Consider the following 24,014-nt stretch of genomic DNA (forward strand, 5'->3'; position numbering starts at 1 on the left):
AGGCGGCGTCCGATATGGTCGACAATTTCTCCATTGGCCTGACGCACTTGCTGATGGCGATCGCGCTGGGGCGCCTGCTCTATCGGGGCGATCTCGACCGCGAGGTGAGCCCGCGGATGCTGTGGCAGCAGCGCCGCGACGCCGAACGCGCCGCAGAGGACGCATCGGCCGATGCGTGACCTGGTTTTCGTCGCCTTTCTCTTCGCCTTCATCGGGGTCGGCTTTCGCAAGCCGTTCCTGTTCGTCCTCTGCTTCTGCTACATCGACATCGTCGCGCCGCAGCGGCTGAGCTATTTCCTCATTAATTCGATCCCGGTTTCGCTGATCGTCTTCGGCCTTGCGATCACCGGCTGGCTGGTCGCCGACGACAAGCGCGATACCAGATGGTCGGGGCGGCAGAGCTTGCTCGTCCTCATCCTCCTCTATTGCTGGCTGACGACGATCCACGCCGATTTCCCCGTCGAAGCCGCGGACAAATGGAGCTGGGTGTGGAAGGCGCTGCTGTGGGCGATCTTCCTGCCGCTGACCTTGCGCACCAAGCTGCGGATCGAGGCGCTCGCGCTGATCATGCTGCTGTCGGCGGCGTCCATTGCGATCGCGGGCGGGATCAAGACCGCGGCGGGTGGCGGCGGCTACGGCACGCTCCAGCTGCTGCTCAACGAAAATTACGGGCTGTATGAAGGGTCGATCATGTCGACCGTCGGCATCGCGATCATTCCGCTCATCCTGTGGTATCGGCGCCACGGGACGATCTTTCCGCCCGACTGGCGCGTCTCGCTCTTTGCCTTCGCGCTCTGCTTTGCGTGCATGTTGCTGCCCGTGGGGACGCAGGCGCGCACCGGGCTCGTCTGCCTCGCCGTGCTCGCCGTGCTGTCGCTGCGCGCGGTCAAGCATCGCTTCCTTTACATTGCCGGGGCGGGGCTGCTCGCGGTCGCCGCGATCCCCTTCCTGCCGCAAAGCTTTACCGAACGCATGGAAACGATCCGCGACCACCGCGCCGACCAGTCGGCCTCCACCCGCGTCGCCGTGTGGCAGTGGACATGGGATTATGCCAAGGAAAACCCGTTCGGCGGCGGCTTCGAGGCCTATATCCAGAACCGCGTGCGCGTCGAAAAGGCGGCGAGCGATTACGACCCCGCCGCACCGCAGAACGCCGAACCGACGGTGTATGAGGAACATTCGCGCGCCTATCATTCGAGCTATTTCGAGATGCTGGGCGAACAGGGTTATCCGGGGCTTGCGCTCTGGCTGCTCCTCCATGCGATCGGCCTTGTCCGCATGGAGCAGCTCCGGCGGCGCTATCTCAAGACGCGCCGCGCCGAGGAGCAATGGATCGCACCGCTCGCGACCGCGCTCCAGCACGGCCATATCATCTATATGGTCGGATCGCTGTTCGTCGGCATCGCCTTCCAGCCGTTCATCTATATGATGCTCGCGCTCGAGATCGGGCTGTCGACCTATTGCCGCCGCCGCGAGCAGGAAGCGGGATGGCGCCCGCTGATGGCGCGCCCGGCACAGGTTCCGGCGCGCCACAGCCTGCCCGCGAACCCATAGAAGCGGAACCATCGCAGCGGCCGAGCGCTATGGGATCAGGCATCCGCACAGGTTTTGCGTTACGCGCGCGGATTTTTGACCTATCCGGGGCGCGCCCGACAAGGGCATGATGCTTCGTCCCACCAATCGAACCAGAGGACCAACAGGCCCCGCATGACCGCCACGATCCTGACCGCCGCCGCCAAGACGTCCCCTGCCAAAGCCAGTGCCGCGACCGGCGATCCGCTCGACGCCATGCGCGACTGGCTGGACGGCAGCGTCGCCTGGATAAACAGCCACTGGCTGGAGATCGGCATCGCGATCGCGCTCGGCCTCGCCATCTATTTCCTGCTTTCGATGATTCGCCGGATCGCGCTGAAGCGCGCGCAGGCGGCGCCGGGACAGTTCACGCTGACCGACATTGTCGGGCGCGTGATCCACAAGACCAAGTCGCTGGTGCTCGCGATCATCTCGATCCGGCTCGTCGCGGGTTATGCGCAACCGCCCGCGCTGGTGATGCAGGCGATCCATTACGCCTTCACCGTCGCCGTCGTGCTGCAGGCGGCAATCTGGGCGCGCGAAATCCTGCTCGGACTGATCCAGCGCCGCGCCGCCGAGGGGCATAATGAAACGCTGAGCAACGCGATGGGGATCATCCGCCTGCTGATCAGCGTTGCGCTGTTCGCGGTCGCCGCGATCGTCATCCTCGACAATATGGGGGTCAATGTCACCGGCCTGGTCGCCGGGCTCGGCATCGGCGGCATCGCGATCGGCCTTGCCGCGCAGGGCATTTTTTCGGACCTGTTCGCGTCGCTGTCGATCATCTTCGACCGGCCGTTCCGCGTCGGCGAGACGATCAAATATGACAACAGCACCGCGACGGTCGAGCGAATCGGGCTGAAAAGCACGCGGCTCCGTTCGATAAACGGCGAACTGCTCGTCATCTCGAACACCAATCTGCTCGCCAAGGAGATCACCAACTATGCGCATCTGCACCGCCGCCGCGTGACCTTCATGATCGGCGTCGTCTATCAGACGACGCCCGCGATGCTGCGCGACCTGCCCGCGCTGCTGGAGGAACAGGTGAAGGCCGCGGGCCACGAGTTCATTCGATCGAGCTTTGTCACCTTCGGCGCGTCGAGCCTCGATTTCGAGCTGTTGTTCGACGTGTTCAGCGACGATTATGACGTCGTGACCGCCGCGCGCACCGATGTCGCGATCCGCCTGTTCGAAGCCATGACGGCCGCGGGTTATGATTTTGCCTATCCGACGCAGACGACCTTTACCGCGGCGCCCGACGGGACGATGATTCTCCCCTATGCCGACCCCGCGACGACCAGGGCGGCAAAGCCCGCCGGGGGCTGACGCTACGGCGCCGCGGCCAAAGTCCTTGGCCCTTGTGCAATGCGGCAGGAGAGGCCTAGAACGCGCCCCGAACCAGGATTGAGGGGATGATTTATGGCCACCATCACGCCGCAGGAATTGCAGTCAAAGGTCGGGCAGCATCTCGGCACCTCCGATTGGGTGCTCGTCGACCAGGCGATGATCAACAAGTTCGCCGACGCCACCGGCGATCATCAGTTCATCCATGTCGATGAGGAAAAGGCCAGGCTGACGCCCTTCGGCGGCACCATCGCGCACGGTTTCCTGACGCTGTCGCTGATCCCGATGCTCGGCGCGCGCACCGACGGGCCGAAGATCGAAGGCGTCAAGATGGGCGTCAACTATGGCGGCAACAAGGTCCGCTTCCTCGCCCCCGTCCGTTCGGGCAAGCGCGTGCGCAGCCATGTGAAGCTGCTCGAACTCGAAGAAAAGCGCCCCGGCCAGTGGCAGCAGACCAATGAAGTGACCATCGAGATCGAGGGCGAGGAAAAGCCCGCCCTGATCGCCGAATGGATCAGCCAGTTTTTCGTTTGAGCTCAGCCCTCCCCGGCAAAGATTTCGCCAAACTCATCGAAAAGGAATTGCATCATGCGTGACGCCGTTATCGTTTCCACCGCCCGCACCCCGCTGACCAAGGCGGCGCGCGGTTCGTTCAACAACACCCTCGCCCCGACGCTGGGCTCCTTCTCGGTCAAGGCCGCGGTCGAGCGCGCGGGCCTGGAGGGCGGCGAGATCGACGACGTCGTCTTCGGCGCCGCGATGCAGCAGGGGTCGCAGACGATGAACGTCGCGCGCCTGATCGCGCTGCGGTCGGGCCTGCCCGTCACCGTCCCCGGCATGTCGATCGACCGCCAGTGCTCGTCGGGTCTGATGACGATCGCGACCGCGGCGAAGCAGATCATCGTCGACCGCCAGGACATCTGCGTCGCGGGTGGCATCGAAAGCATCTCGAAAGTCAGCGGCAGCGGCAAGGTCTTCATCGAAACCGACGCCGATCTGATCGCGATGCACAAGGACACCTATATGCCGATGATCGGCACCGCCGAGGTCGTCGCCAAGCGCTACAACATCAGCCGCGAATATCAGGACGAATACTCGCTCCAGTCGCAGCAGCGCACCGCTGCCGCGCAGGCCGCGGGCAAATATGACGACGAGATCGTCGCGTGCAAGGCCACCATGGCGGTGATGGACAAGGAAACCAAGGAAGTCAGCTTCAAGGAGGTCGTCGCCGACAGGGACGAGTGCAACCGCCCCGACACGACGCTCGAAGGGCTGGCCAGCCTGAAGCCGGTGATGGGCGAAGGCCACACGATCACCGCGGGCAACGCGAGCCAGCTCGCCGACGGATCGTCGGCGTGCGTCGTGATGGAGGCCAGGGTCGCCGAAAAGCGCGGGCTTCAGCCGCTCGGCCGTTATGTGGGCATGGCCGTTGCGGGCACCGAACCCGACGAAATGGGCATCGGCCCCGTCTTCGCCATCCCCAAGCTGCTCGAACGCTTCGAGCTCAAGATGGACGACATCGGCCTCTGGGAACTCAACGAAGCCTTCGCCGTGCAGGTGCTTTACTGCCGCGACAAGCTCGGCATTCCGAACGAGCTGCTCAACGTCAACGGCGGCTCGATCTCGATCGGCCACCCGTTCGGCATGACCGGCGCGCGCTGCGTCGGCCACGCGCTGATCGAAGGCAAGCGTCGCGGCGTCAAATATGCCGTCGTGACGATGTGCATCGGCGGCGGCCAGGGCGCAGCGGGCCTGTTCGAGGTCTTCTGATGCGCCTCAGCGCTCCGCGCATCGAGCCGGTCGATCTGGACCGGCTCGATGCCGAACAGCGCGCCGCGCTCGAACCCTTCCTTTCCACCGAGGGTGGAAAGGTCGGGGGCGGCAAGATCCTTCATATCTTCCGCACCCTCGCGCACGCGCCGAAGGCGCTCACCGCCTTTCTCGCGTGGGGCAATTATATCCTGTCGAAGCGCAACGCGCTGAGCCCACGGAATCGCGAACTCGTCATCCTGCGCACCGGCTATAATTGCCGGTCGGGTTACGAGTGGACGCAGCACAAACGCATCGGCCTCGATTGCGGACTTTCCGAAGCGGAGATTGTGCGGATCAAGGCTGGACCCGATGCAGCGGGATGGGGCGACATCGAGCGCGCGATGCTCCGCGCGACCGACGAGCTGACCGCCAACCATTTCGTCAGCGACGCGACCTGGGCCGCGCTCGCGCCGCTCGGCGACAAGGGGCGCATGGACCTGGTGATGACAGTCGGGCAATATACGCAGGTCTCGATGATCCTGAACAGCTTCGGCGTTCAGGTCGAGGAAGGATGGGAGGTCGACCCCGACCTCAAGGCCTGACGGGAAGGGATAAGGACATGAGTGCCATCGGCATTATCGCCACGCTGCGCGTGCAGCCGGGCAAGGAAGAGGCCTTTGAGGGCGTCTTCGCCGAACTCGCCGCCGCGGTGAGCGCGAACGAGAGCGGCAACAGCTATTATAAACTGTTCCGCACCGAAACGGCGGGCGTCTACAAGGTCATGGAATGTTATGACAATGACGCCGCGGTCGAAGCGCACCGTGCGTCGGAGCATTTCCGCAGGCTGGGCGCCAAGCTCGGCCCGTGCCTCGCGGGCGCGCCGGAGATCGAGCGGCTGACCGCCGCCTGAGGACCGGTTGCGGACGGCGGGTTTCGGCTGATAGCGGTCTGAGGCGATCCTCCCCAAAACAGCCGCCGCTCACCCCACCTCGGCAATCTCCCCCGCCCGGTCGCCCAGCACATAGCGCGGCCCCGCGCCGCGCTGCGCCGCCTTGTCCTGCGCGTTGTAGAGTCGGCATTTCTTCAAGGACAGGCAACCGCAGCCGATGCACTGGTCGAGCAGGCCGCGCGTGCGCGTCAGCGCCGCGATCTGCGCGTCGATGCGCGCGCGCAGCCCGGTGCTGATCCGCGTCCAGTCGGCGGCATTCGGCGTCCGTCCGGCGGGCAGCCGCGCCAGCTCGGCGCCGATCTCCTCAAGGCTCAGCCCCATCTGCTGCGCGATCAGGATGAACGACACGCGGCGGATGTCGGCGCGCAGGAAGCGCCGCTGCCCGCCGCGCGTGCGCAGCGCCTCGATCAGCCCCTTCGCCTCGTAAAAGCGGATCGCCGATACCGCGACGCCGGTGCGCGCGGCCAGCTCGCCGATCGAAATCAGGTCGGTGCGGTGCATGACATAAACTCCCGTCATTGCGAGGAGCGAAGCGACGCGGCAATCTCCAGCCGTCGGCACAGCCGGGCCGACAGCTGGAGATTGCTTCGCTTCGCTCGCAATGACGGACCAGAGAATGATCGTCATTTCCTCTTGATCTAAACTCGACTTGAGCTTTCATAAGTCGCGGCGTCAACCCGAATCAGGAGTTCCCCCCGTGACGCACCCCTTCATCGAACATGTGAACCTCACCGTCAGCGACCCCGACCGCACCGCCGGCATATTGTCGGCGATCTTCGGCTGGCACGAGCGCTGGCGCGGCCCGGCGCGCGATGGCGGCCGCACGATCCACCTCGGCAGCGACACCGCCTATATCGCGCTCTACACCGGCCCCGACGGCGAGCATGCAGGCGTCCGCTATCCCAAGGGCGAACCGCTCAACCATGTCGGGGTGCAGGTCGATGACCTCGACACCATCGAAATGCGCGTGAAAGCGGTCGGCCTCACGCCGTTCAACCACGGCGACTATGAACCCGGCCGCCGTTTCTATTTCTTCGATCCCGACGGCATCGAATATGAAGTCGTCAGCTATGCCGAGCCGCGTGCGGGCTGAACCGGGCATCAAGTGTCGGTCAAGCGCGCGGTCGGATTGACGACGAAGGACCGCGATCCTGGCAAGCACGCCGCTCTAAGAAGGTTGGAAAATCCGTTCGCATCGAGCGAAGTCGAGATGCCCATCGGTCGTGTATGCCTGTGGGGTGTCTCGACTTCGCTCGACACGAACGGATTTCGCGGTCAGCCCACCGGCGGGCCGATCCGCCCCTCGCGATACTCGAACCCGCCCTCGCGGTCCCGCTCCAACAGCGCCGGACCGTCGAGATCGACCCAGCGCGCGCGCTGGGCGAGCACAAAGGCCGGGGCGATCGCAAGGCTGGTCGACAACATGCAGCCGACCATGATCGCCAGCCCCGCGGCGTCGGCGGCGTCGGCGATGCGCAGCGCCTCGGTCAGCCCGCCCGCCTTGTCGAGCTTGATGTTCACCCCGTCGTAAAAGGCGCCGATCCGCGCGACGTCGGCTGCCGTCTGGCAGCTTTCGTCGGCGACGAAGGGGATCGACGCATAAACGGGATCGAGCAAGGCGTCGGCGCCGACCGGCACCGGCTGCTCGATCATCTCGACCCCCATGTCGGCAAGCGCCTCGGCCTCCTCCAATATGTCGACCTGTCCCCAGCTTTCGTTGGCATCGACGATCAGCCGGGCATGAGGGGCGCCCTTGCGCACCCCGGCGACGCGCAGCCGGTCGTCCTCGCCGGTCAGCTTGATCTTGAGCAGATGATAGCCGTCGGCCTCCGCCGTCGCCGCCTGTTCGGCCATCGCGCCGGGGCTGCCGAGCGAGATGGTGAAGGCGGTCGTGCGCGCGGTCGGCGCGCCGTCGCAGCCCGCAAGCTGCCAGAGTCTCACGCCGCGCTGCCGCGCCTCCAGATCCCAGAGCGCGCAATCGAGCGCGTTGCGCGCCGCGCCCGGCGCCATGATTTCCTGCACCGCGGCGCGCGCCTCGGCCGCGTCCATCCCGGCGAGATGCGCCGCGGCGAGCAATATCTGGTCGCGGCACGCCGCCGCATCTTCGCCCAGATAATAGATCGGCGTCCCCTCGCCGCGTCCCACCGCACCGTCTCCCTCGATTTCGGCGACGACGACGTCGACATGGTCCCTGGCGCCGCGGCTGATGACGAACGAGCCCGCGACCGGCCAGCGTTCGACGCGCGCGCTTTTCAGTTGGATAGCCATGGCGGGACGTTAATGATCGAAGCGATGACCGGCAAATCCCTTTCCGAACGCATTGGCGACGTGGGCCGCCGCCTCGCGGTCGAGGCGCACGCCGCCTGGCTCGCCGCGCGCGACCCGCGCGTGCCGTGGTTCGCGCGGCTGCTCGCGGTCGCGATCGCCGCTTATGCGCTTTCGCCGATCGACCTCATTCCCGATTTCGTGCCCGTGCTCGGCTGGATCGACGACCTCGTCGTCGTGCCGCTCGGCCTGCTTGCGGTGCGGCGGCTGATCGCGGCGCCGCTGTGGGCCGAACTCCAGGCCACGGCCGAAGCGGCAAGCGAGCGCCCTTCGAGCCGCGCGGGCATGATCTTCATCCTGCTGATCTGGGCCGCGCTGCTCGCCATCGTCTATTGGTCGGTCCGCACCTCGCCGCTCCACTGAATCGCTATTTGCCTCGTCATCCCGGCGGAGGCCGGAATCTCGCCGCAGCGCCGGAACGGGGGGGGCGAGACCCCGGCCTCCGCCGGGATGACGATTCAGGCGGGGTCAATCATGCCCCAGCCCCGAATCCGCTTGCCCCACCCTTTTCCATCCTTACATATCGGCGCACGATAATTTCTTTTCAGCATAATGAGGATCGCCTTGCCATGCCCGCCAAACGCCTGTCCGCGCCGCTCGCGCTGGTCGCCCTTGCCATGACCCCCGCCGCCGCGCAGGCCGCCGACGCGGCGGCGGCATCCGCGCCCGCCCCCGCGCTCACCTATCCGGACACGGCGCGCGGCGACACGGTCGATCCGCAGTTCGGGGTCGATGTCGCCGATCCCTATCGCTGGCTGGAGGATGACGTCCGCGTCAATCCGAAGGTCGCGGCGTGGGTCGCGGCGCAAAACAAGGTCACCGACGCCTATCTCGATACGCTGCCCGGCCGCGACGCCTTCCGGGCGCGGATGACCGAGCTGTACAATTACGAACGCTTCGGCCTGCCGACCAAGGCGGGGACGCGCTATTTCTATACGCGCAACGACGGGCTTCAACCGCAGTCGGTGCTTTATGTCCGCGAAGGGCTGAATGGCGAGGGCCGCGTGCTCATCGACCCGAATCTGTGGGCGAAGGACGGCGCGACCGCGCTCGCCGAATGGGAACCGTCGGACGATGGCAGGCATCTCCTCTATTCGGTGCAGGACGGCGGCACCGACTGGCGCATCGTGCGCGTCAAGGATGTCGCGACGGGGCAGGACTTGCCCGACGAGGTGCGCTGGGTGAAGTTTTCGTCGCTCGACTGGGCGAAGGACGGCAGCGGATTTTTCTATTCGCGCTTTCCGGAACCCGAAGCGGGCGAGGCCTTCCAGTCATTGAACGAAAATCACGCCGTCTATTTCCATCGGCTCGGCACGCCGCAAAGTGAAGACGTGCTGATCCACGCGACGCCCGACAAGCCGAAGCTCAACAACAGCGCGCTCGTCACCGACGACGGCGAATATCTGCTCGTCGTCTCGTCGGAGGGGACCGACGAACGTTATGGCCTGACGCTGCACCCGCTCGGCAAGCCGGGCGCGAAGCCGATCACCCTGGTCGACGATTATGCGAACAACTGGGAATATGTGACCAACGCGGGCACGCGCTTCACCTTCCTCACCAACAAGGGCGCGCCGCGCGGGCGCCTTGTTTCGTTCGATATTGCGAAGCCGGGCAAGCTCACCGAACTCGTCGCCGAAAATCCGGCCACGCTGGTCGGCGCGTCGCGCGTCGGCGACCGCATCATCCTCTCCTATCTCGGCGACGCCAAGTCGGAGGCGCGGATGGTGGCATTGGACGGCAAGCCGGTCGCGAACATCAACCTCGCCGACATCGGCGCGGCGTCGGGATTCGGCGGGAAATCGAGCGACCCCGAAACCTTTTATGCCTTTTCCAGCTTTGCGCGGCCGACGACGATCTACCGCTTCGACACGCAGACCGGAAAGAGCGAGATTTTCGCCGAGCCCAGGCTGACGTTCGATCCCGCCGACTTCAGTGTCGAGCAGCGTTTCTACAAATCGAAGGACGGCACCGAAGTCCCGATGTTCGTCGTGATGAAAAAGGGCATCGACCGCAGCAAGGGCTCGCCGACGCTGCTTTATGGCTATGGCGGCTTCAACGTTTCGCTGACGCCGGGCTTTTCGCCGACGCGGCTCGCATGGGTCGACAAGGGCGGCGTGCTCGCCATCGCCAACCTGCGCGGCGGCGGCGAATATGGCAAGGCGTGGCACGACGCCGGCCGCCTCGCGAACAAGCAGAATGTCTTCGACGACTTCATTGCCGCGGGCGAATATCTGATTGCTCAGGGCATCGCGGGCAAGGGCCAGCTCGCGATCGAGGGCGGCTCGAACGGCGGGCTGCTCGTCGGCGCGGTCACCAACCAGCGCCCCGACCTGTTCGCCGCCGCGCTGCCCGCGGTCGGGGTGATGGACATGCTGCGCTTCGACCGCTTCACCGCGGGGCGCTATTGGGTCGACGATTATGGCTATCCGTCGAAGGAGGCCGATTTCCGGAACCTGCTCGCCTATTCGCCCTATCACAATATCAGGGTCGGCGTGGCCTATCCGGCGGTGCTGGTGACGACCGCCGACACCGACGACCGCGTCGTTCCGGGGCACAGCTTCAAATATACCGCCGCGCTCCAGCACGCCAAGGCGGGCAGCAAGCCGCACCTCATCCGCATCGAAACGCGCGCAGGCCATGGCAGCGGCAAGCCGACCGACAAGATCATCGCCGAGGCCGCCGACAAATATGCCTTTGCGGCGAAGTGGACCGGGCTGGACGTCGAATAGGATGAGCTACACCCTCTCCTTCACCGCCGCCGATCCCGCCGAACGGTGGGCCGAGGCGGGCGACGCCGCGGTGGCGCTCGTCGCGGGCGAGCATGACGGGATCGCCAATATGGCGAATGTCGCGGCGCTGATCTGGCAGGCGATCCCCGACCTCAACTGGGCGGGCTTCTATCGCTTCGACGGGCAGGAACTGGTCCTCGGCCCGTTCCAGGGCAAGGCGGCGTGCATCCGCATTCCGCTGGACAAGGGGGTGTGCGGCGCCGCCGCGCGGCTGCGCGTGGCCCAGCGCGTCGACGATGTCCACGCCTTTCCCGGCCACATCGCCTGCGACGCCGACAGCCGCAGCGAACTGGTCGTGCCGGTGATCGCGAACGACCGGCTGATCGGCGTGCTCGACCTCGACAGCCCGCTTCCCGCCCGCTTCACCGCCGCCGACCAGGCCGGCGCCGAGGCGCTGGTCGCGCGCATCGCGGCGGCGCTGGCGTGAAGCGGCGGCGGCGCTGACAAAAGCGGGACCATGCGCGGGGCAATGGCGGCTTTGGGGTAGGGAGCGGACGTTCGCCTTATTGTTGTACCCCGGCGAAAGCCGGGGTCCAGGGCGCCCAGGAGCAGGCGTTGGCTCATCCCGCTCTGGACCCCGGCTTTCGCCGGGGTACGGCAACGATCGGTCGAAACCGGATATCGACTCCCATCCACCTGACCCAAATCGGGACGCAATCCTTAGGGTTAACGGATTCGCGAATCCGCGCCCTTTTTGCTAACAACTTGTTAACCAAACGGTTCGCGCCGGGGAACAGGGAGCTTAGGCATGCGCACCATCTTGCTATTGGGTCTGGCCGCGGGATCGGTGCTGCTGACAGAGCATGCCCACGCCGAACCGCCCGCGCTCGACTATGGCGTGCCCGCCGATCCCGACGCGCGCGTCTACACCGGCTATCCCGACCGCGTGCCCAGCGAAATCGAATATCGCCGCGTCAGCGGCTATGATGCCGAGGGTCGCTGGACGGGCACGTGGGACGGCACCTACGAGACGCCTGACGGCCGCCGTTACGAGGGCCGCTATGAAGGCACGGTCGAAGGGCATGGCGCCCCCTACCCGCCACCGCCCTATGGCCATGCCTGGTATCACGGCGATTATGATCCGCGTCATGACGCCGAAATGGAACGCCGCTGTGGCCGGGGGGGCACAGTCGGCGGCGCGGTTGCCGGTGCTGTCGTGGGGGGCATCGCCGGCAACCGCATCGCCGGGCGCGGCAACCGCACCGAAGGCACGCTCATCGGCGGCGGGCTCGGCGCGCTCGCGGGCAGCGCGATCGGCAGCGCCGAAGACAGGAAGAAATGCGAACAATGGTGGGCGCGCAGCCGCGGCCACCATCGGGGCGGCCATGTAACCACGCATTACCACGGCGGCTACGGCTATGGTTATGGCTGGTACACGCCGGGAGTCGTCGTTACCACGATCATCAATGGCGCGCCCGTCGTGACCGAAACGGTCGAAACGACGACGCGCACCTATTATGAAAATGTGCCGGTGCGCAAACGCCATGTGGCGAAGAAAAAGTGGAAGCCGAAACCCAGGCCGAAACCGCGCTGCGTCTGCTGACAAGCCGCACGCGCTGGTCACCCGTGCCCGTCCCGAAGGCCCGTCGTCCGCTGGATGGCGGGCTTTTCGCCGGCTCACCCGTCGCCGCAAGATGAACCTCGGCCAACCAAGGCTGAACGCCGGATAAGCGCCGGGTTCAGCGCCGTGTCACCACCGAATCGCTAAACCCTCCCCAACAGGCCGCGACGTGCCGCCTGCGCTTGTTTGAGGAGACCGAACCATGGCTAGGAAGGCCAATCTGACCAGGGCCGCAATTGGGGCGGCCACCGCGGGAGCGTTGGCGATGAGCGCGACCCCCGCGATGGCGCGCGACCATTATGACGACGACGGAATCGGCGCGGGCGAGATCATCGCCGGCGCCATCGTTCTGGGCGGCCTTGCGGCGATCCTGTCGTCGGACAATGACCGTTATGACCGTTATGACCGTTATGACCGTTATGATTATCGCTATCGCGATCGCTATGGCGATCCGCGTTATGGCTATGGCTATGATTATCGCCGCTATGGCAACAGCCGCCGCGCGGTTCGCCAGTGCGTCAATGCCGTCGAATATGGCAGCCGCCGCTACGGCCGCACTGACGTCACCGAGGTGACGAGCATCGACCGCAAGCGCGACGGCTACAAGGTCAAGGGCCGCGTCGTCGTTCGCGACGGATACGGCGGTCGCTGGGGTCGCGGCGGCTATTATGATCGCGGCAAGTTCACCTGCGACGTCCGCTACGGCCGGGTACAGGACATCCGTTTTTCAGGCCTGCGTTAACATCCCGAACCTATGGCAAGGAGCCCGCCCGTGCCCCGGCACGCGGCGGGCTTTGTCATGTCCGCGCCCTTCCTTTTGCCATGAGCAAATATCGAATCCGACCTTGCTAAGCCGCCCGCGTCCCGCAACAGTGGATTTTTCACAAATGAGGGATCCCAGTTCATGCGCCGCCGCACACTCCTCGCCGCCGTCCCCGCCGCCGCGCTGTTGCCGACAGCAGGCCTCGCGCAAGGAAGGAAGCCCAAGGCAGCGCCCGCCGCCGCCAGGCCGGACGGTTCACTGCCGCCGGTATGGGAAGCGGGCGCCGACCGCTTCGTGCGGCCCGACGTGCAAAGCGGCGATCGCCCGGTCGGCGCGAGCTTCGCCTCGCGCACCGCCGTTTACGGTCTCAGCGGTGCGGCGGGCACCGCGCACCCGCTCGCGACGCAGGCGGGGATCGACATGTTGAAGCGCGGCGGATCGGCGGTCGATGCGGCGATCGCGATCAACGCATGTCTCGGACTGCTCGAACCCACCGCGAACGGCATCGGCGGCGACGTCTATGCGATGATATGGGATCCGAAGACGAAAAAGCTCGCGGGACTGGCCGGATCGGGGAAAAGCCCGCGCGGGCTCGATCTCGCGACGGTGCGTAGCCGCGCCAGGGGCGGCACGCTGCCCGCCTATGGCGCGATCAGCGTATCGGTGCCGGGCACCGTCGACGGCTGGTGGACGATGCACCAGCGCTACGGCAAATTGCCCTGGAAAGACCTGTTCGAGCCTGTCATCGCGCATGCCGAAGCGGGGGCGCCAGTGCCCGACCTGATCGCTTATTATATGCGCCGCAGCCTCGCCGGTTTCCGCCAGCCGGGCCGCGGGATCGAAGAGATCGACAATGCGCTGCGCACCTATGGCCTGAACGACGGGAAGGGACCGGCGGCGGGGCAGGTTTTCCGCAACCCCGACCTCGCGCGCACCTTTCGCCTGATTGCCGAAGGCGGACGCGACGCCTTTTACGAGGGCGACATCGCACGGACGATCGACGCCTATTTCAAACGGATCGGCGGCTGGCTGCGCTACGAAGATCTGGCCGCGCACCGCTCCGAATGGATCGAGCCGCACAAGATCGATTATCGTGGCACCGACGTCTACGCGCTGGGCGCCAACACACAGGGCATCGCAACCTTGCAGATGCTGGGCATTCTCGAACATTTCGACCTGAAGGGCGCGGGGTTCCAGTCGGCGCTGTCGATCCATCTGCAAGCCGAGGCGAAGCGCCTCGCCTATGAGGATCGCGCGCGCTACTATGCCGATCCGCATTTTGCCGAGGTGCCGGTCGAATGGCTGATCTCGAAGGATTATGCGGCGAAACGCGCCAGGCTGATCCGCCCCGACCGCCTGCTCACCCCCGTCCATCCGGGACAGGCGCCCAGCCACGGCGACACGACCTATTTCAGCTGCGCCGACCAGGACGGCATGATGGTGTCGATGATCCAGTCGAACTTCCGCGGCATGGGATCGGGACTGGTCGCCGACGGTCTCGGCTTCATGTTCCAGGACCGCGGACAATTGTTCAGTCTGGTCGACGGGCATCCGAACATCTATGCGCCCGGCAAGCGGCCGTTCCAGACGATCATCCCCGGCTTTGCGGCGCGCGGGGACGTGCCGTGGATGAGCTTCGGCGTGATGGGCGGCGACATGCAGCCGCAGGGCCAGGCGCAGATCGTCATTAACCGCGTCGATTATGGACTCGAAATCCAGGCTGCGGGCGACTCGCCCCGCTGGCATCACGAGGGGTCGTCCGAAACCATGGGCGAGGATGCAGCCGATCTGGGCCCGACCGGCCTCTTGCGGCTCGAAAGCGGCGTACCCGAAGCCAGTCGGCGACGGCTTGCCGACATCGGCTGGACGCTCGGCGAACCCGACGGCGGGTTCGGGCGCTATCAATGCGTCGAACATCGCATGGACGGCGATACGCGCGTTTACGCCGCGGCAAGCGAAATGCGCGCCGACGGATGCGCGCTGGCCTATTGAGACGGGCGGGCGGCGAGGCAGCACGACTGCCGCCCGGAAAATTACCGCGCGCGATATCCGAATATTTACCTTCTTCCTTTAGAAGATGGGTCGGGACCAATAAGATAACCGTCCGAGGTGGGAGTCGGGCGGCAGATGTTGAGTCGCGCATGTCCTATTCCGAGGCCACCCCCGCCTCACCGCCCCCGGAGGAGAAGCGCCAGCCGCGCCAGTCACGGCTGGTGAAAGCGGCGCTCGGCTGTGAACGGCTGGGGCGCTTCGACGTCACGTTGCGCAATGTCTCGCTCACCGGGATCGGCGGACAGGGGCCGCACATGCTGCAGATCGGCGAACGGATCAGCGTATTCCTGCCGGGGCATCAACCCATGCTGGGGACGGTGCGCTGGGTCGCGGGGACGCGTTTCGGCATCCAGACCGACCGCGAGATTGAAACCGTCCGCTTGCGCGCGGCGCATGACGATCAGATCGTCCCGGCCGACAGCCGCCTCGATTTCCAGATCGTGCCGCCGCCGCAAATCGACACTTGGCGACCCGGCGTGACCCGCGCCGCCAACCTGCCGGGGCATTTCGGCCGAAAGCGCTGAACGCGGCTCCCGACCGACCGTCCGGTCAGCCGTCAACCACCGTGCGCGCGGATCCACTCCTCGACCACCGGCGCGATCGCCTCGCGCCACTTGCGGCCGTTGAAAATGCCATAATGGCCGACGCCCTTGGCCAGCAGATATTTCTTCCGCTCGGCGGGCAGCGCCTTCGCCAGCGTCAGCGCGGCCCTGGTCTGGCCGATCCCCGAAATATCGTCGCGCTCGCCCTCGATCGCCAGGATCGCGATATCCTCGATCGCGCCGATGTCCACCAGCTCGCCGCGATGCTCGAACGCGCCCTTGGGCAGCAGGTGGCGCTGGAAAACCGCATCGACGGTCTGGAGGTAAAACTCGGCGGTCATGTCGCACACCGCGCGATATTCGTCATAGAACTCCTTGGTCTTGTCGGCGCTTTCGCCGTCACCCTCGACCAGATGCTTGAACATTTCCCAATGGCTCATCATGTGATTGCCAAGGTTCATCGACATGAAGCCGGCGAGCTGCAGGAAGCCCGGATAGACACGGCGGCCCGCGCCCGGATAATAGGCCGGCACGGTCGCGATGACATTTTCCTGGAACCAGGCATAGGGCCGCGTCGTCGCATGTTCGTTCACCGCGGTCGGCGCCTTGCGCGTGTCGATCGGCCCGCCCATCATCGTCAGCGTCTTCGGGCGGCATTTGTGCCCCGACGCCGCCATGATCGCCGCGGCGGCGAGGCTCGGCACCGACGGCTGACAGACCGCGAGCATGTGCGCACCCGGCCCGATATGTTCGAGCCACGAAATCAGATAGTCGATATAGTCATCGAGATCGAACTTGCCCGCTTCCAGCGGAACGTTGCGCGCGTCGCGCCAGTCGGTGATCCACACGTCATGGCCCGGCAGCATCCGTTCGACCGTGCCGCGCAGCAGCGTCGCATAATGGCCCGACATCGGTGCGACGATCAGCAGCTTGGGCGCGTTCTTCGTGCCCTTGTGCCTGAAATGCTTGAGCTGGCCAAAAGGCCGCCGCGCCTCGATCGCCTCGGTCACGCGCACCGTCGCGCCATCGACGACCGTTTCATACAGTCCGAACCGCGGCTTGCCGCGCGGCGCGGCGGCATGGGCAAAAACCTCAAGCGCCGAGGCGAACATCGGGCTGCCGCTGAAATAGCCGAGCGGATTGGCGGGATGCTGCATCGCCTGCGCCCCCGCGGTCGCCAGCGCGCTGGCGCCCGCCAGCCAGTTCTTCTGCATGTCAAAGGCGTGATACAGCATTGATCAAGATTTCCTTGCGTCCGATTGGGCGCTCTTCCGGCGTTCCCCTGTCGTCCAGTCTAGGCGTTGATCGCCATTGTGCAACGCATCATTTCGCGCTGCTTCACGGCGTTTGAAGGCGCGGCGGCATTTTGCGGCGTTGAGCGCGCATCGCCCCGCTGCTAGGGCCGACGCCATGGCCAGCCAATCCGACCAGCCCGCCGCGAAAGCCGGTCCCAGCCGCAAGCTCGGCAGTCTGCATATGGTGTGGCACTTTGCCAGCCGTTATCCGCTGCAACTTGTCATCGCCGCCGTCGCGCTCTGCATCGCGGCGCTCGCGACGCTGGCGATTCCCTATCAGTTCAAGGAAATGATCGACAGCGGCTTCATCGCGGGCGGTGGCGACGTCGCGCCGCATTTCCGGCTGTTTTACGTGATCGTCGGCGTGCTGGCGCTGGCGACGGCGCTCCGCTTTTATTTTGTCAGCTGGCTCGGCGAACGCACGGTGGCCGACATCCGCCGCGCGGTACAGCGCAACCTGCTTCGCCTCGCGCCCGGATTCTTCGAGGAAAACCGCCCGTCCGAAATCGCTTCGCGCATGACCGCCGACACGGCGATCATCGAACAGGTCGTCGGCACCACCGTCTCGGTCGCGCTCCGCAACATGGTGATGGGGATCGGGGGCATCGCCTATCTCTTCAGCCTGTCGCCCAAGCTGACCGCGGGCATCTTGCTCGGCATCCCGGTCATCATTCTGCCGATCGTCCTTCTCGGCCGGCGGCTCCAGAAAGTGTCGCGCGCCAGCCAGGATCGCGTTGCCGACATCGGCGCGACCACCGCCGAACAGATGGGCGCGATGAAGATCGTCCAGGCCTTCGGACAGGAGGAACGCGAAGCCGCGCGCTTTGCAAGCGCGGTCGAGGCCAATTTCGTCACGGCCAAGCGCCGCATCCGCCTGCGCGCGATCATCACCGCGACGGTCATCGGCCTGCTTTTCGGCGCGATCACCACTTTGCTCTGGTATGGCGCGGAAGGCGTCGCCCAGGGCACGATCACCGGCGGCACCATCGCCGCCTTTGTGCTCACCGGCGGTCTGGTCGCGGGCGCTTTCGGCGCGCTGACCGAGGTTTATGGCGATCTGCTCCGCGCCGCCGGCGCCGCCGAGCGTCTCAGCGAGCTGCTGAACGCCGGGACCACCATCGCAGCCCCCGCGCACCCGCGCTCGTTCCCCGATCCGCCCACCGGCGCGCTCGAGTTTCGCGGCGTTGAGTTCCGCTATCCGACGCGCCCCGACGCCCCGGCGCTCCATGATTTCAGCCTCACGATCCGCCCGCGCGAAACCGTCGCGATCGTCGGCCCGTCGGGCGCGGGCAAGTCGACGCTGTTCCAGCTCGCCGAGCGCTTCTACGACCCGCAGGCGGGGCAGATTTTGCTCGACGGCGTGCCGCTCGTCGACGCCGATCCCGCCGACATCCGCGCGCGCATCGCGATGGTGCCGCAGGAAACGGTGATCTTCGCCGCGTCGGCGCGCGACAATCTGCGTTACGGCCATTGGGACGCCAGCGACGAGGATCTCTGGGCTGCCGCGCGCGCCGCCAATGCCGAGGAGTTCCTCCGCAAGCTGCCGCAAGGTCTCGACACTTTCATGGGCGAAGGCGGCGCGCGGCTGTCCGGCGGCCAGCGCCAGCGCGTCGCGATCGCACGCGCGCTGTTGCGCCGTGCGCCGCTGCTGCTGCTCGACGAGGCGACCTCGGCGCTCGACGCCGAGTCCGAAAGGCTGGTGCAGGATGCGCTCGAAACGCTGATGCACGATCGCACGACGGTCGTCATCGCGCACCGTCTCGCGACCGTGCGCGCCGCCGACCGCATCATCGTGATGGACGAAGGGCGGATCGTCGAGGAGGGCCGTCACGACGACCTCGTTGCCGCCGACGGCCTTTATGCCCGCCTCGCGCGCCTCCAGTTTCAGGACAGTCTGGCGCCCGCCTGATCGCCCGCCAAGCCGCCCCAACGGGGCCAGCCGCAAAGGATTGCCGATGCTCTACGATCTGACCGTGCCGGCCTATGTGAACGGATTGAAGGCCCTGTCGGCCCAGCTCGACAAGGCATTGGCCTGGGGCGCCGATAGGGGCGTTGGCGAACAGCAGTTGCTGGTTGCGCGGCTCGCGCCCGACATGTTCCCGCTTGCCGCGCAAGTCCGCTTCGCCTGTTTGCAGGCGGTTCAGCCCGCGACGCGCCTCGGCGGGACAGGCGCACCCGGTTTTGCCGAGGATGTCGCCGATTTCGCCGGCCTTCAGGCGCAGATAGCCGATGCGCTGGCGTGGCTGGACACGGTCGATCGCGCGGCATTCGACAGCGATCCGGGCCGACCGGTCGGCTTCGATCTGCCGAACGGCATGGCCTTCGACATGACCGCGCTCACCTATGTCCGCGACTGGGCGCAGCCGCAGTTCTATTTTCACCTCGTCGCCGCCTATGCCATCCTGCGGCATATGGGGGTGCCGCTCGGCAAGGCCGATTATGTCGGCTATATGATGGCCTATCTCCGCCCCGGAACCGCTCCGACGGGATAGCGTCCTGACCGCGGGGCGCGATCAGATCAGGTCGCGATAGCCGTCGATCCCCGGAAAGGCGATTGTCTTCGCGCCATTGCGGCGGATCGCCCCGATCGCCTGATCGACGCGCAGGTATCGCGCTCGCGCATCGGGTTCCAACAGCAGCGTGGCGGGCTCGGCGCGGTCGGCGGATGCCTTTACGAGCTGCCCCAGCTGCGCGAGGTCGACCGCCTCGCCATTCCAGCGGATCACATCTGCCGCGTCGATGCTGATATGATTTTGATCGTGGATCGCGGCCGATCCAGGCTCGGTTCCCGGAAGATTCACGTCGACGCTGTGCGTCGGCCGCGGGATGGTGATGACGAACATCACCAGCATGACCAGCATCACGTCGATCAGCGGCGTCGTGTTGATCAGCGGGCTGGCATTGGGGTTGGTGCGGAAAATGCTGCGGCGTCGGCGCATCGTCTCTCTCCCGGTCGGTGGAGGTGTCGCGGCCGATGATCGGGCGATCCCCCGTTCGACGACACCAGGGCTCTTGGCATGGCCCTTTGGCATCAATGTAACGGTATAACATTATTCCCCAATGACAAGCCCCGATCGAACGCGATGAAAGAACGAGCAAACAATGATCATGAAGAAAGGGCGGCGCCTTTCGGCACCGCCCTTCTTTTTCTTCCAGTCCCCGTCGGGGATGGAAACCGGTCTTACATGCCCGAATTCGGACCGTAAGTGATTTCCACGCGACGGTTCTGGTCGTTGCGGACGCCGTCGGCGGTCGCAACGGCCGGACGGGTTTCGCCGAACGCCTGCGCGCTGATCGAGCTGTCCGCGATGCCGCGAGCGGTCAGATAGCTGCGGACCGCGTCGTTGCGGCGTTCCGACAGACCCACGTTGTACCTGGCCGAACCCGAACGGTCGGCGTGACCGGCGAGCATGATCTGCGTGCCCGTGCAACCGCGGTTGTAGGCGCTGATCGCGTTGTCGAGCGTCGAAGCCGCTTCCGGCGTGATGTTCGACTGATCCCAGTCGAAATACACGATGTACGGTCCAGGCGCACATTCCACAACCGGCGGCGGCGGCGGGGGCGGCGGGGGCGGCGGGGGCGGCGGCGGCGGGGGCGGCGGCGGGGGCTCGACCGGTTCCGGCGCACCGCCGAAGTTGTAGGTCAGCGTGCCGAGGATCGAGTGCGAGCGGAAGCGCGTCGAAACGTCGCGACCGACCTGATCGACCAGATCGACATTGTCGACGTTGAAGAAGCGATACTTCAGCCCGACATCCCAGTTGCTGCTGAGCGGCGCGCGGACGCCCGCGATGGCCTGCCAGGCAAAGCCCGTGTCCGAATCGTCGATGAACGGCCCGGCGAACACGGGTTCGACCGACACGCGGGCGACACCGGCGCCACCGCCGACAAAGCCCTGCAGGCCGTCGTCGTCGCCGAAATCGAGCATGCCGTTGACCATGAAGCTGAGCGCGTTCGAATCGCCGTTCAGATCGGTCGAACCGGTGTAAAGCGTCCCGGCGCCCGACGCCGACTGCGGGATGCCGGGGTTACCGAAACGACCCGACTTGATGTCGGCTTCGCGATAGCCGACTTCGACTTCCGCGCGGAAACCGCCGAAGTCATAACCGACGGTGCCTTCAAAATCATAGCCAGCGCGATGATCGAGCGTCCCGGCGTTGTTGAAGGTACCGATATCGAGATCAATGTCTTCGACGAGCATCGCGCCCGCGCCGACACCGACATACCAGGAATCGTCACGCGCCATGGCAGGCGACGCGAGGGTGGTGGAGGCCAACGCCACAGCGACGGCAAGCTTCCTCATAATAATTCCCCTTTCAATTTGAGATATACGTCTCGCCAGACGTCCTACTCGCCGCTTTGGTTCCGTGCAAGCTAACAAATCGTCAATCTGTTGCCAAAAAGTCGCACTCGCGCCCCCAAAAATCGCAAAATCAGCCTGAAATCATAAGACCCTGCGCCGCGAGGTTCGTCATCAGCGCGAGCAGCGCCGCGCGTGCTTCCACGTCGATCACGGTCCCGCCATCGGGCGCGGCAATCGTCGCGGGCGCGACCCAGGCGCCGCCATGAAAGCGAAGCCGCGCGCCATCGCTCGGCCGGACGATCCGCATCGCTTCGCGCGCGGCGAAGAACCGCCAGCCGCCGCTTGTCCACAGCGCGATCGACCCGCCCTGCCCTGCCCACGCGCCGGTCGGCGCCGCACCGACGATCCAGCATTGCCCTTCCATCGGCGCGCCGGGCGGCGCCGCCAGCGGACCGTCTTCGACGGCGGCGTGCAGCAGCGCGTCGATCAGCGTCAGCGCCTCATTGTGCGTCGCCTCCTTCTGCGCCTGCGCGACGGCAAGCAGCGGCAGGGCAAATCGCGGCGTCGCGAGCGTGTCGGTCATCCTGTCCTCCTATGTCAGCGGTATGAAAAGCGGCGGGGACTGGTCGAAATCGCCGACCTGCCGAACCTCGATCGCCGTTCCCGGCGGCACGGCCGCCAGTTCGTCTGCCGTTATCGCCAGCAGCGGCGATGCAAGCGTCCACGGTCCGATGCCCGGCGCCGGTGGCGCCAGCGCGGCGCGCCACGCTTCGCGGCTTTCGCCGAGCGGCAGCTCGACATGATCGCGCCATCCGTTATCGACGCGGCTGCGCCGCACCCAGCGCACGATCGCCCCGCCCGCCCCGTCGGGCGAGACTCGACCATGCACCGGCGCCAGCGGCCGCAACGCGCGGCCCGCCGCCGGCACCGCGACCTCGTTCAGCGCCGCGCCGCCGCGCGACGCCCATTGCACCATCGCGCCGCCGCTTTCGGCCCAGTCCGCCAGCATTTCGGGCAGCATCAGCGCCGCCGGGTCGTCCAACAGCACAAAGGGCTCGCCCGCCGCATGGATCGTCGCCGCGTCGGTCCCCGCGCGCCCGCGCAGCAGTCGCGACAGACGCCAGACGCCGGGCGCAACGATCTCCGCGCGCCCGAATTGCAGCAATTCGCCGCCCAGCATCGCCCGGTTCGCCCCGCCCAGCAGCGCGGCATCACTCACCGATTCCAGCGTCATCGCCGGATTGACCAGCTCGACGAGCACCGCATTCGCCAAATCGAACAGGCTCGCGCTTCCCGCCGCCAGCAGCGCGGTCAAATGCCCCAGCGCCGCCGCCGGGCGCGCCGTTCCGATCGCGATAGGCTCGGCGCCGGGCGCGGGCACGAACCAGCAATCGGCGCCTCGCCAGCCGTCGTTGCTACCCGCCCCCGCAATCAGGACGTGCGGCGCCGACGCGGCCGGGCTGCCAAGGTTGGGCAGATCAAGCACATGGACGGTCCCGACGGCATCGGGCCAGTCGGGCGCACCGACCGGAGCGCCCGGATCAGCCGGCACCTCGTCGGCAGGAAGCGGCTGGTATCGCTTCAGTTCCAGCCAGATGTCGTTCCCGCGCATCGTGCGTTCGGCCAGCCGCCAGCCGCTGCCGTCGGCCAGTGTCACCACCTGCCCCACCGTCAGCGCCGCGGCCGCCAGGTCGGCGCGCAAAATCATCGTGTCGCGACCGTCCGCCGCAGCCCCCGCCAGCCGCGCGGCCAGCGCGCGCGCCGAGGCGACGGGCAGCGCGGCGGGCAGGTCGATCCGCTCCTCGCGCGCCCCGCCGCCCGCGACGCCGCTCGCCTGCTGGCCGAGCTGATAATCGCGTCCCGGTTCATAATGGCGCAGCCGGATCGTGCCGGGCAGCGACGCCAGCGGCGCCCGTCGCCGCTCGGTATCGGCGCCCGCTTCCTCGCCCCGTCGCGCCTCGCGAAAATCGGCGAGCGCCACCGCTTCCCCGGCCAGCGCGGCGGGCGCCAGGCGCCACCCGCCCGGTCCGCTGCACAGCCGCACGCCGTCGGCCTCGAACAGCGGCGCCAGCGCGTCGCGCGCGCGGTCGCCCGACGCCGCATAGCCCGAAAAGCCCCAGTCGCCGTCGCACCGATCGGCATCGTCCAGCAGCCGCGCGCCGACCAGCCCGGCGTCGATGCTCGCCGCGTCGGCTTCGACCTCAAAGGTCAGCGAGGGAATGCGGTTGCCAAAGCTGCCCAGCTCCAGCTCCTCGAACAGCGCATAGGCCAGCCCGCGAAAGCCGCTCGCCGACGCGATCCCCAGCGCCGACGCGATCAGCGGATCGACCGCCTGATCCTCGCCGCCGTCATACCAGCGAAAGGTGCAGCGCTCGCGGAACGTCCCGCTCGCCCCGCGCAGCAGATTGCCGTCGGCCCAGATCCGCCGGATCGCGCGGATCGGCCGCGACGACAGCGCGATCGCCAGCGACACCGAATAGCTATATTCGGTCACCGACGGGCGCCCCTTGCCGCCGCCGCGCTTCTCGCGCCGCTCGATCAGGTCGGTCGCCCAGATCACGCTGCCCGCGACGCGCATCGTCCCGAACAATTGCGGAATCTGCTGGCCATAGGTCGACGCCTGCACTTTCAGGTCGGCGAGCCGCGGCCCCTCGCGTCCCTTGGGCGCCAGGATCGCCGCGTCGACCTGCTGGCCCAGCGCCGCCCCGATCGCCGCGCCCACCGGCCCGCCGATCAGGCCGCCAGCCACCGTCAGCACCAAAGTCGCCAT

General features: G+C 66.5%; 24 protein-coding genes. 17 read left to right on the plus strand and 7 right to left on the minus strand.

The window, feature by feature from the left end:
- The first annotated feature begins 14 nt into the window (after positions 1-14).
- The 7 genes from SPYCA_RS19305 to SPYCA_RS13640 all read left to right on the plus strand — a co-directional run bounded on the left by SPYCA_RS19305 (position 15) and on the right by SPYCA_RS13640 (position 5,578).
- Positions 15-179 (plus strand): hypothetical protein, encoded by a 165-nt coding sequence (locus tag SPYCA_RS19305; protein WP_172595082.1) that lies wholly within the window; start codon positions 15-17, stop codon positions 177-179.
- The gene (locus SPYCA_RS13615; protein ID WP_120221225.1) at positions 172-1,554 is read left to right on the plus strand and encodes a putative O-glycosylation ligase, exosortase A system-associated; all 1,383 of its coding nucleotides are present in this window, start codon (positions 172-174) and stop codon (positions 1,552-1,554) included. The genes SPYCA_RS19305 and SPYCA_RS13615 overlap by 8 nt, the downstream gene beginning before the upstream one ends.
- A 153-nt stretch (positions 1,555-1,707) precedes the next feature.
- Entirely contained in the window at positions 1,708-2,898 is a 1,191-nt protein-coding gene (locus SPYCA_RS13620) for a mechanosensitive ion channel family protein (RefSeq protein WP_120221227.1), read from the plus strand.
- Between the two features lie 93 nt (positions 2,899-2,991).
- Positions 2,992-3,450: a MaoC family dehydratase gene (locus SPYCA_RS13625; RefSeq protein ID WP_120221229.1), complete on the plus strand. Its 459-nt coding sequence runs from the start codon at positions 2,992-2,994 to the stop codon at positions 3,448-3,450.
- A gap of 54 nt (positions 3,451-3,504) precedes the next feature.
- Positions 3,505-4,686 (plus strand): acetyl-CoA C-acyltransferase, encoded by a 1,182-nt coding sequence (locus tag SPYCA_RS13630; protein ID WP_120221231.1) that lies wholly within the window; start codon positions 3,505-3,507, stop codon positions 4,684-4,686.
- Entirely contained in the window at positions 4,686-5,270 is a 585-nt protein-coding gene (locus tag SPYCA_RS13635; protein ID WP_120221233.1) for a carboxymuconolactone decarboxylase family protein, read from the plus strand. Before SPYCA_RS13630 ends, SPYCA_RS13635 begins: the two co-directional genes overlap by 1 nt.
- A gap of 17 nt (positions 5,271-5,287) precedes the next feature.
- Positions 5,288-5,578 (plus strand): putative quinol monooxygenase, encoded by a 291-nt coding sequence (locus SPYCA_RS13640; RefSeq protein WP_120221235.1) that lies wholly within the window; start codon positions 5,288-5,290, stop codon positions 5,576-5,578.
- 69 nt (positions 5,579-5,647) lie between these two features.
- On the opposite strand, the gene soxR is transcribed toward SPYCA_RS13640, so the two are convergent.
- Positions 5,648-6,118, minus strand: coding sequence for a redox-sensitive transcriptional activator SoxR (gene soxR / locus SPYCA_RS13645; RefSeq protein WP_120221237.1), 471 nt, complete (start codon positions 6,116-6,118; stop codon positions 5,648-5,650).
- 196 nt (positions 6,119-6,314) lie between these two features.
- Between soxR and SPYCA_RS13650 the strand changes: the two genes are divergently transcribed.
- Positions 6,315-6,710 carry a VOC family protein gene (locus SPYCA_RS13650; protein WP_120221239.1) on the plus strand — a complete coding sequence of 132 codons (396 nt, stop codon included), beginning with the start codon at positions 6,315-6,317 and terminating at the stop codon, positions 6,708-6,710.
- 182 nt (positions 6,711-6,892) lie between these two features.
- Here the strand turns inward: SPYCA_RS13650 and SPYCA_RS13660 are convergent, their stop codons facing one another.
- Positions 6,893-7,885 (minus strand): dipeptide epimerase, encoded by a 993-nt coding sequence (locus tag SPYCA_RS13660; protein WP_120221241.1) that lies wholly within the window; start codon positions 7,883-7,885, stop codon positions 6,893-6,895.
- A 24-nt stretch (positions 7,886-7,909) separates the two neighbouring features.
- On the opposite strand from SPYCA_RS13660, the gene SPYCA_RS13665 reads away from it, so the two are divergent.
- The 7 genes from SPYCA_RS13665 (at position 7,910) to SPYCA_RS13695 (ending at position 15,631) form a co-directional block, all read left to right on the plus strand.
- Positions 7,910-8,305: a YkvA family protein gene (locus SPYCA_RS13665; protein WP_120222350.1), complete on the plus strand. Its 396-nt coding sequence runs from the start codon at positions 7,910-7,912 to the stop codon at positions 8,303-8,305.
- A gap of 206 nt (positions 8,306-8,511) precedes the next feature.
- The gene (locus SPYCA_RS13670; RefSeq protein ID WP_172595083.1) at positions 8,512-10,671 is read left to right on the plus strand and encodes a prolyl oligopeptidase family serine peptidase; all 2,160 of its coding nucleotides are present in this window, start codon (positions 8,512-8,514) and stop codon (positions 10,669-10,671) included.
- 1 nt (position 10,672) lies between these two features.
- Complete coding sequence (locus tag SPYCA_RS13675; RefSeq protein WP_120221243.1) at positions 10,673-11,158, plus strand: GAF domain-containing protein; 486 nt, start codon at positions 10,673-10,675, stop codon at positions 11,156-11,158.
- 321 nt (positions 11,159-11,479) lie between these two features.
- Positions 11,480-12,274, plus strand: a complete 795-nt coding sequence (locus SPYCA_RS13680; protein ID WP_120221244.1) for a glycine zipper 2TM domain-containing protein — start codon at positions 11,480-11,482, stop codon at positions 12,272-12,274.
- 220 nt (positions 12,275-12,494) lie between these two features.
- The gene (locus SPYCA_RS13685) at positions 12,495-13,034 is read left to right on the plus strand and encodes a hypothetical protein (RefSeq protein ID WP_120221245.1); all 540 of its coding nucleotides are present in this window, start codon (positions 12,495-12,497) and stop codon (positions 13,032-13,034) included.
- A 162-nt stretch (positions 13,035-13,196) separates the two neighbouring features.
- On the plus strand, positions 13,197-15,047 hold the full coding sequence (locus tag SPYCA_RS13690) for a gamma-glutamyltransferase family protein (RefSeq protein ID WP_120221247.1): 1,851 nt from the start codon (positions 13,197-13,199) through the stop codon (positions 15,045-15,047).
- 149 nt (positions 15,048-15,196) lie between these two features.
- Complete coding sequence (locus tag SPYCA_RS13695; RefSeq protein ID WP_120221249.1) at positions 15,197-15,631, plus strand: PilZ domain-containing protein; 435 nt, start codon at positions 15,197-15,199, stop codon at positions 15,629-15,631.
- A 32-nt stretch (positions 15,632-15,663) separates the two neighbouring features.
- Here SPYCA_RS13695 and SPYCA_RS13700 read toward each other — a convergent pair whose 3' ends face one another.
- Complete coding sequence (locus tag SPYCA_RS13700) at positions 15,664-16,884, minus strand: polyhydroxyalkanoate depolymerase (protein WP_120221251.1); 1,221 nt, start codon at positions 16,882-16,884, stop codon at positions 15,664-15,666.
- A 175-nt stretch (positions 16,885-17,059) separates the two neighbouring features.
- Here SPYCA_RS13700 and SPYCA_RS13705 point away from each other — a divergent pair, with 175 nt between their 5' ends.
- Both SPYCA_RS13705 and SPYCA_RS13710 read left to right on the plus strand, forming a co-directional pair.
- A complete protein-coding gene (locus SPYCA_RS13705; protein ID WP_120221253.1) occupies positions 17,060-18,853 on the plus strand; it encodes an ABC transporter transmembrane domain-containing protein in 1,794 nt (597 codons plus the stop codon).
- Positions 18,854-18,899: 46 nt separating this feature from the next.
- A complete protein-coding gene (locus SPYCA_RS13710; protein ID WP_120221255.1) occupies positions 18,900-19,436 on the plus strand; it encodes a DUF1993 domain-containing protein in 537 nt (178 codons plus the stop codon).
- Positions 19,437-19,457: 21 nt separating this feature from the next.
- On the opposite strand, the gene SPYCA_RS13715 is transcribed toward SPYCA_RS13710, so the two are convergent.
- The 4 genes from SPYCA_RS13715 to SPYCA_RS13730 all read right to left on the minus strand — a co-directional run bounded on the left by SPYCA_RS13715 (position 19,458) and on the right by SPYCA_RS13730 (position 24,014).
- The gene (locus SPYCA_RS13715; RefSeq protein WP_120221257.1) at positions 19,458-19,883 is read right to left on the minus strand and encodes an ExbD/TolR family protein; all 426 of its coding nucleotides are present in this window, start codon (positions 19,881-19,883) and stop codon (positions 19,458-19,460) included.
- A 242-nt stretch (positions 19,884-20,125) separates the two neighbouring features.
- Positions 20,126-21,244: an OmpA family protein gene (locus tag SPYCA_RS13720; RefSeq protein WP_120221259.1), complete on the minus strand. Its 1,119-nt coding sequence runs from the start codon at positions 21,242-21,244 to the stop codon at positions 20,126-20,128.
- A gap of 130 nt (positions 21,245-21,374) precedes the next feature.
- Positions 21,375-21,827, minus strand: coding sequence for a DUF2793 domain-containing protein (locus SPYCA_RS13725; protein WP_120221261.1), 453 nt, complete (start codon positions 21,825-21,827; stop codon positions 21,375-21,377).
- Between the two features lie 9 nt (positions 21,828-21,836).
- The gene (locus tag SPYCA_RS13730) at positions 21,837-24,014 is read right to left on the minus strand and encodes a phage tail protein (protein WP_232003319.1); all 2,178 of its coding nucleotides are present in this window, start codon (positions 24,012-24,014) and stop codon (positions 21,837-21,839) included.

This window comes from Sphingopyxis sp. FD7, assembly GCF_003609835.1.
GTDB lineage: Bacteria > Pseudomonadota > Alphaproteobacteria > Sphingomonadales > Sphingomonadaceae > Sphingopyxis.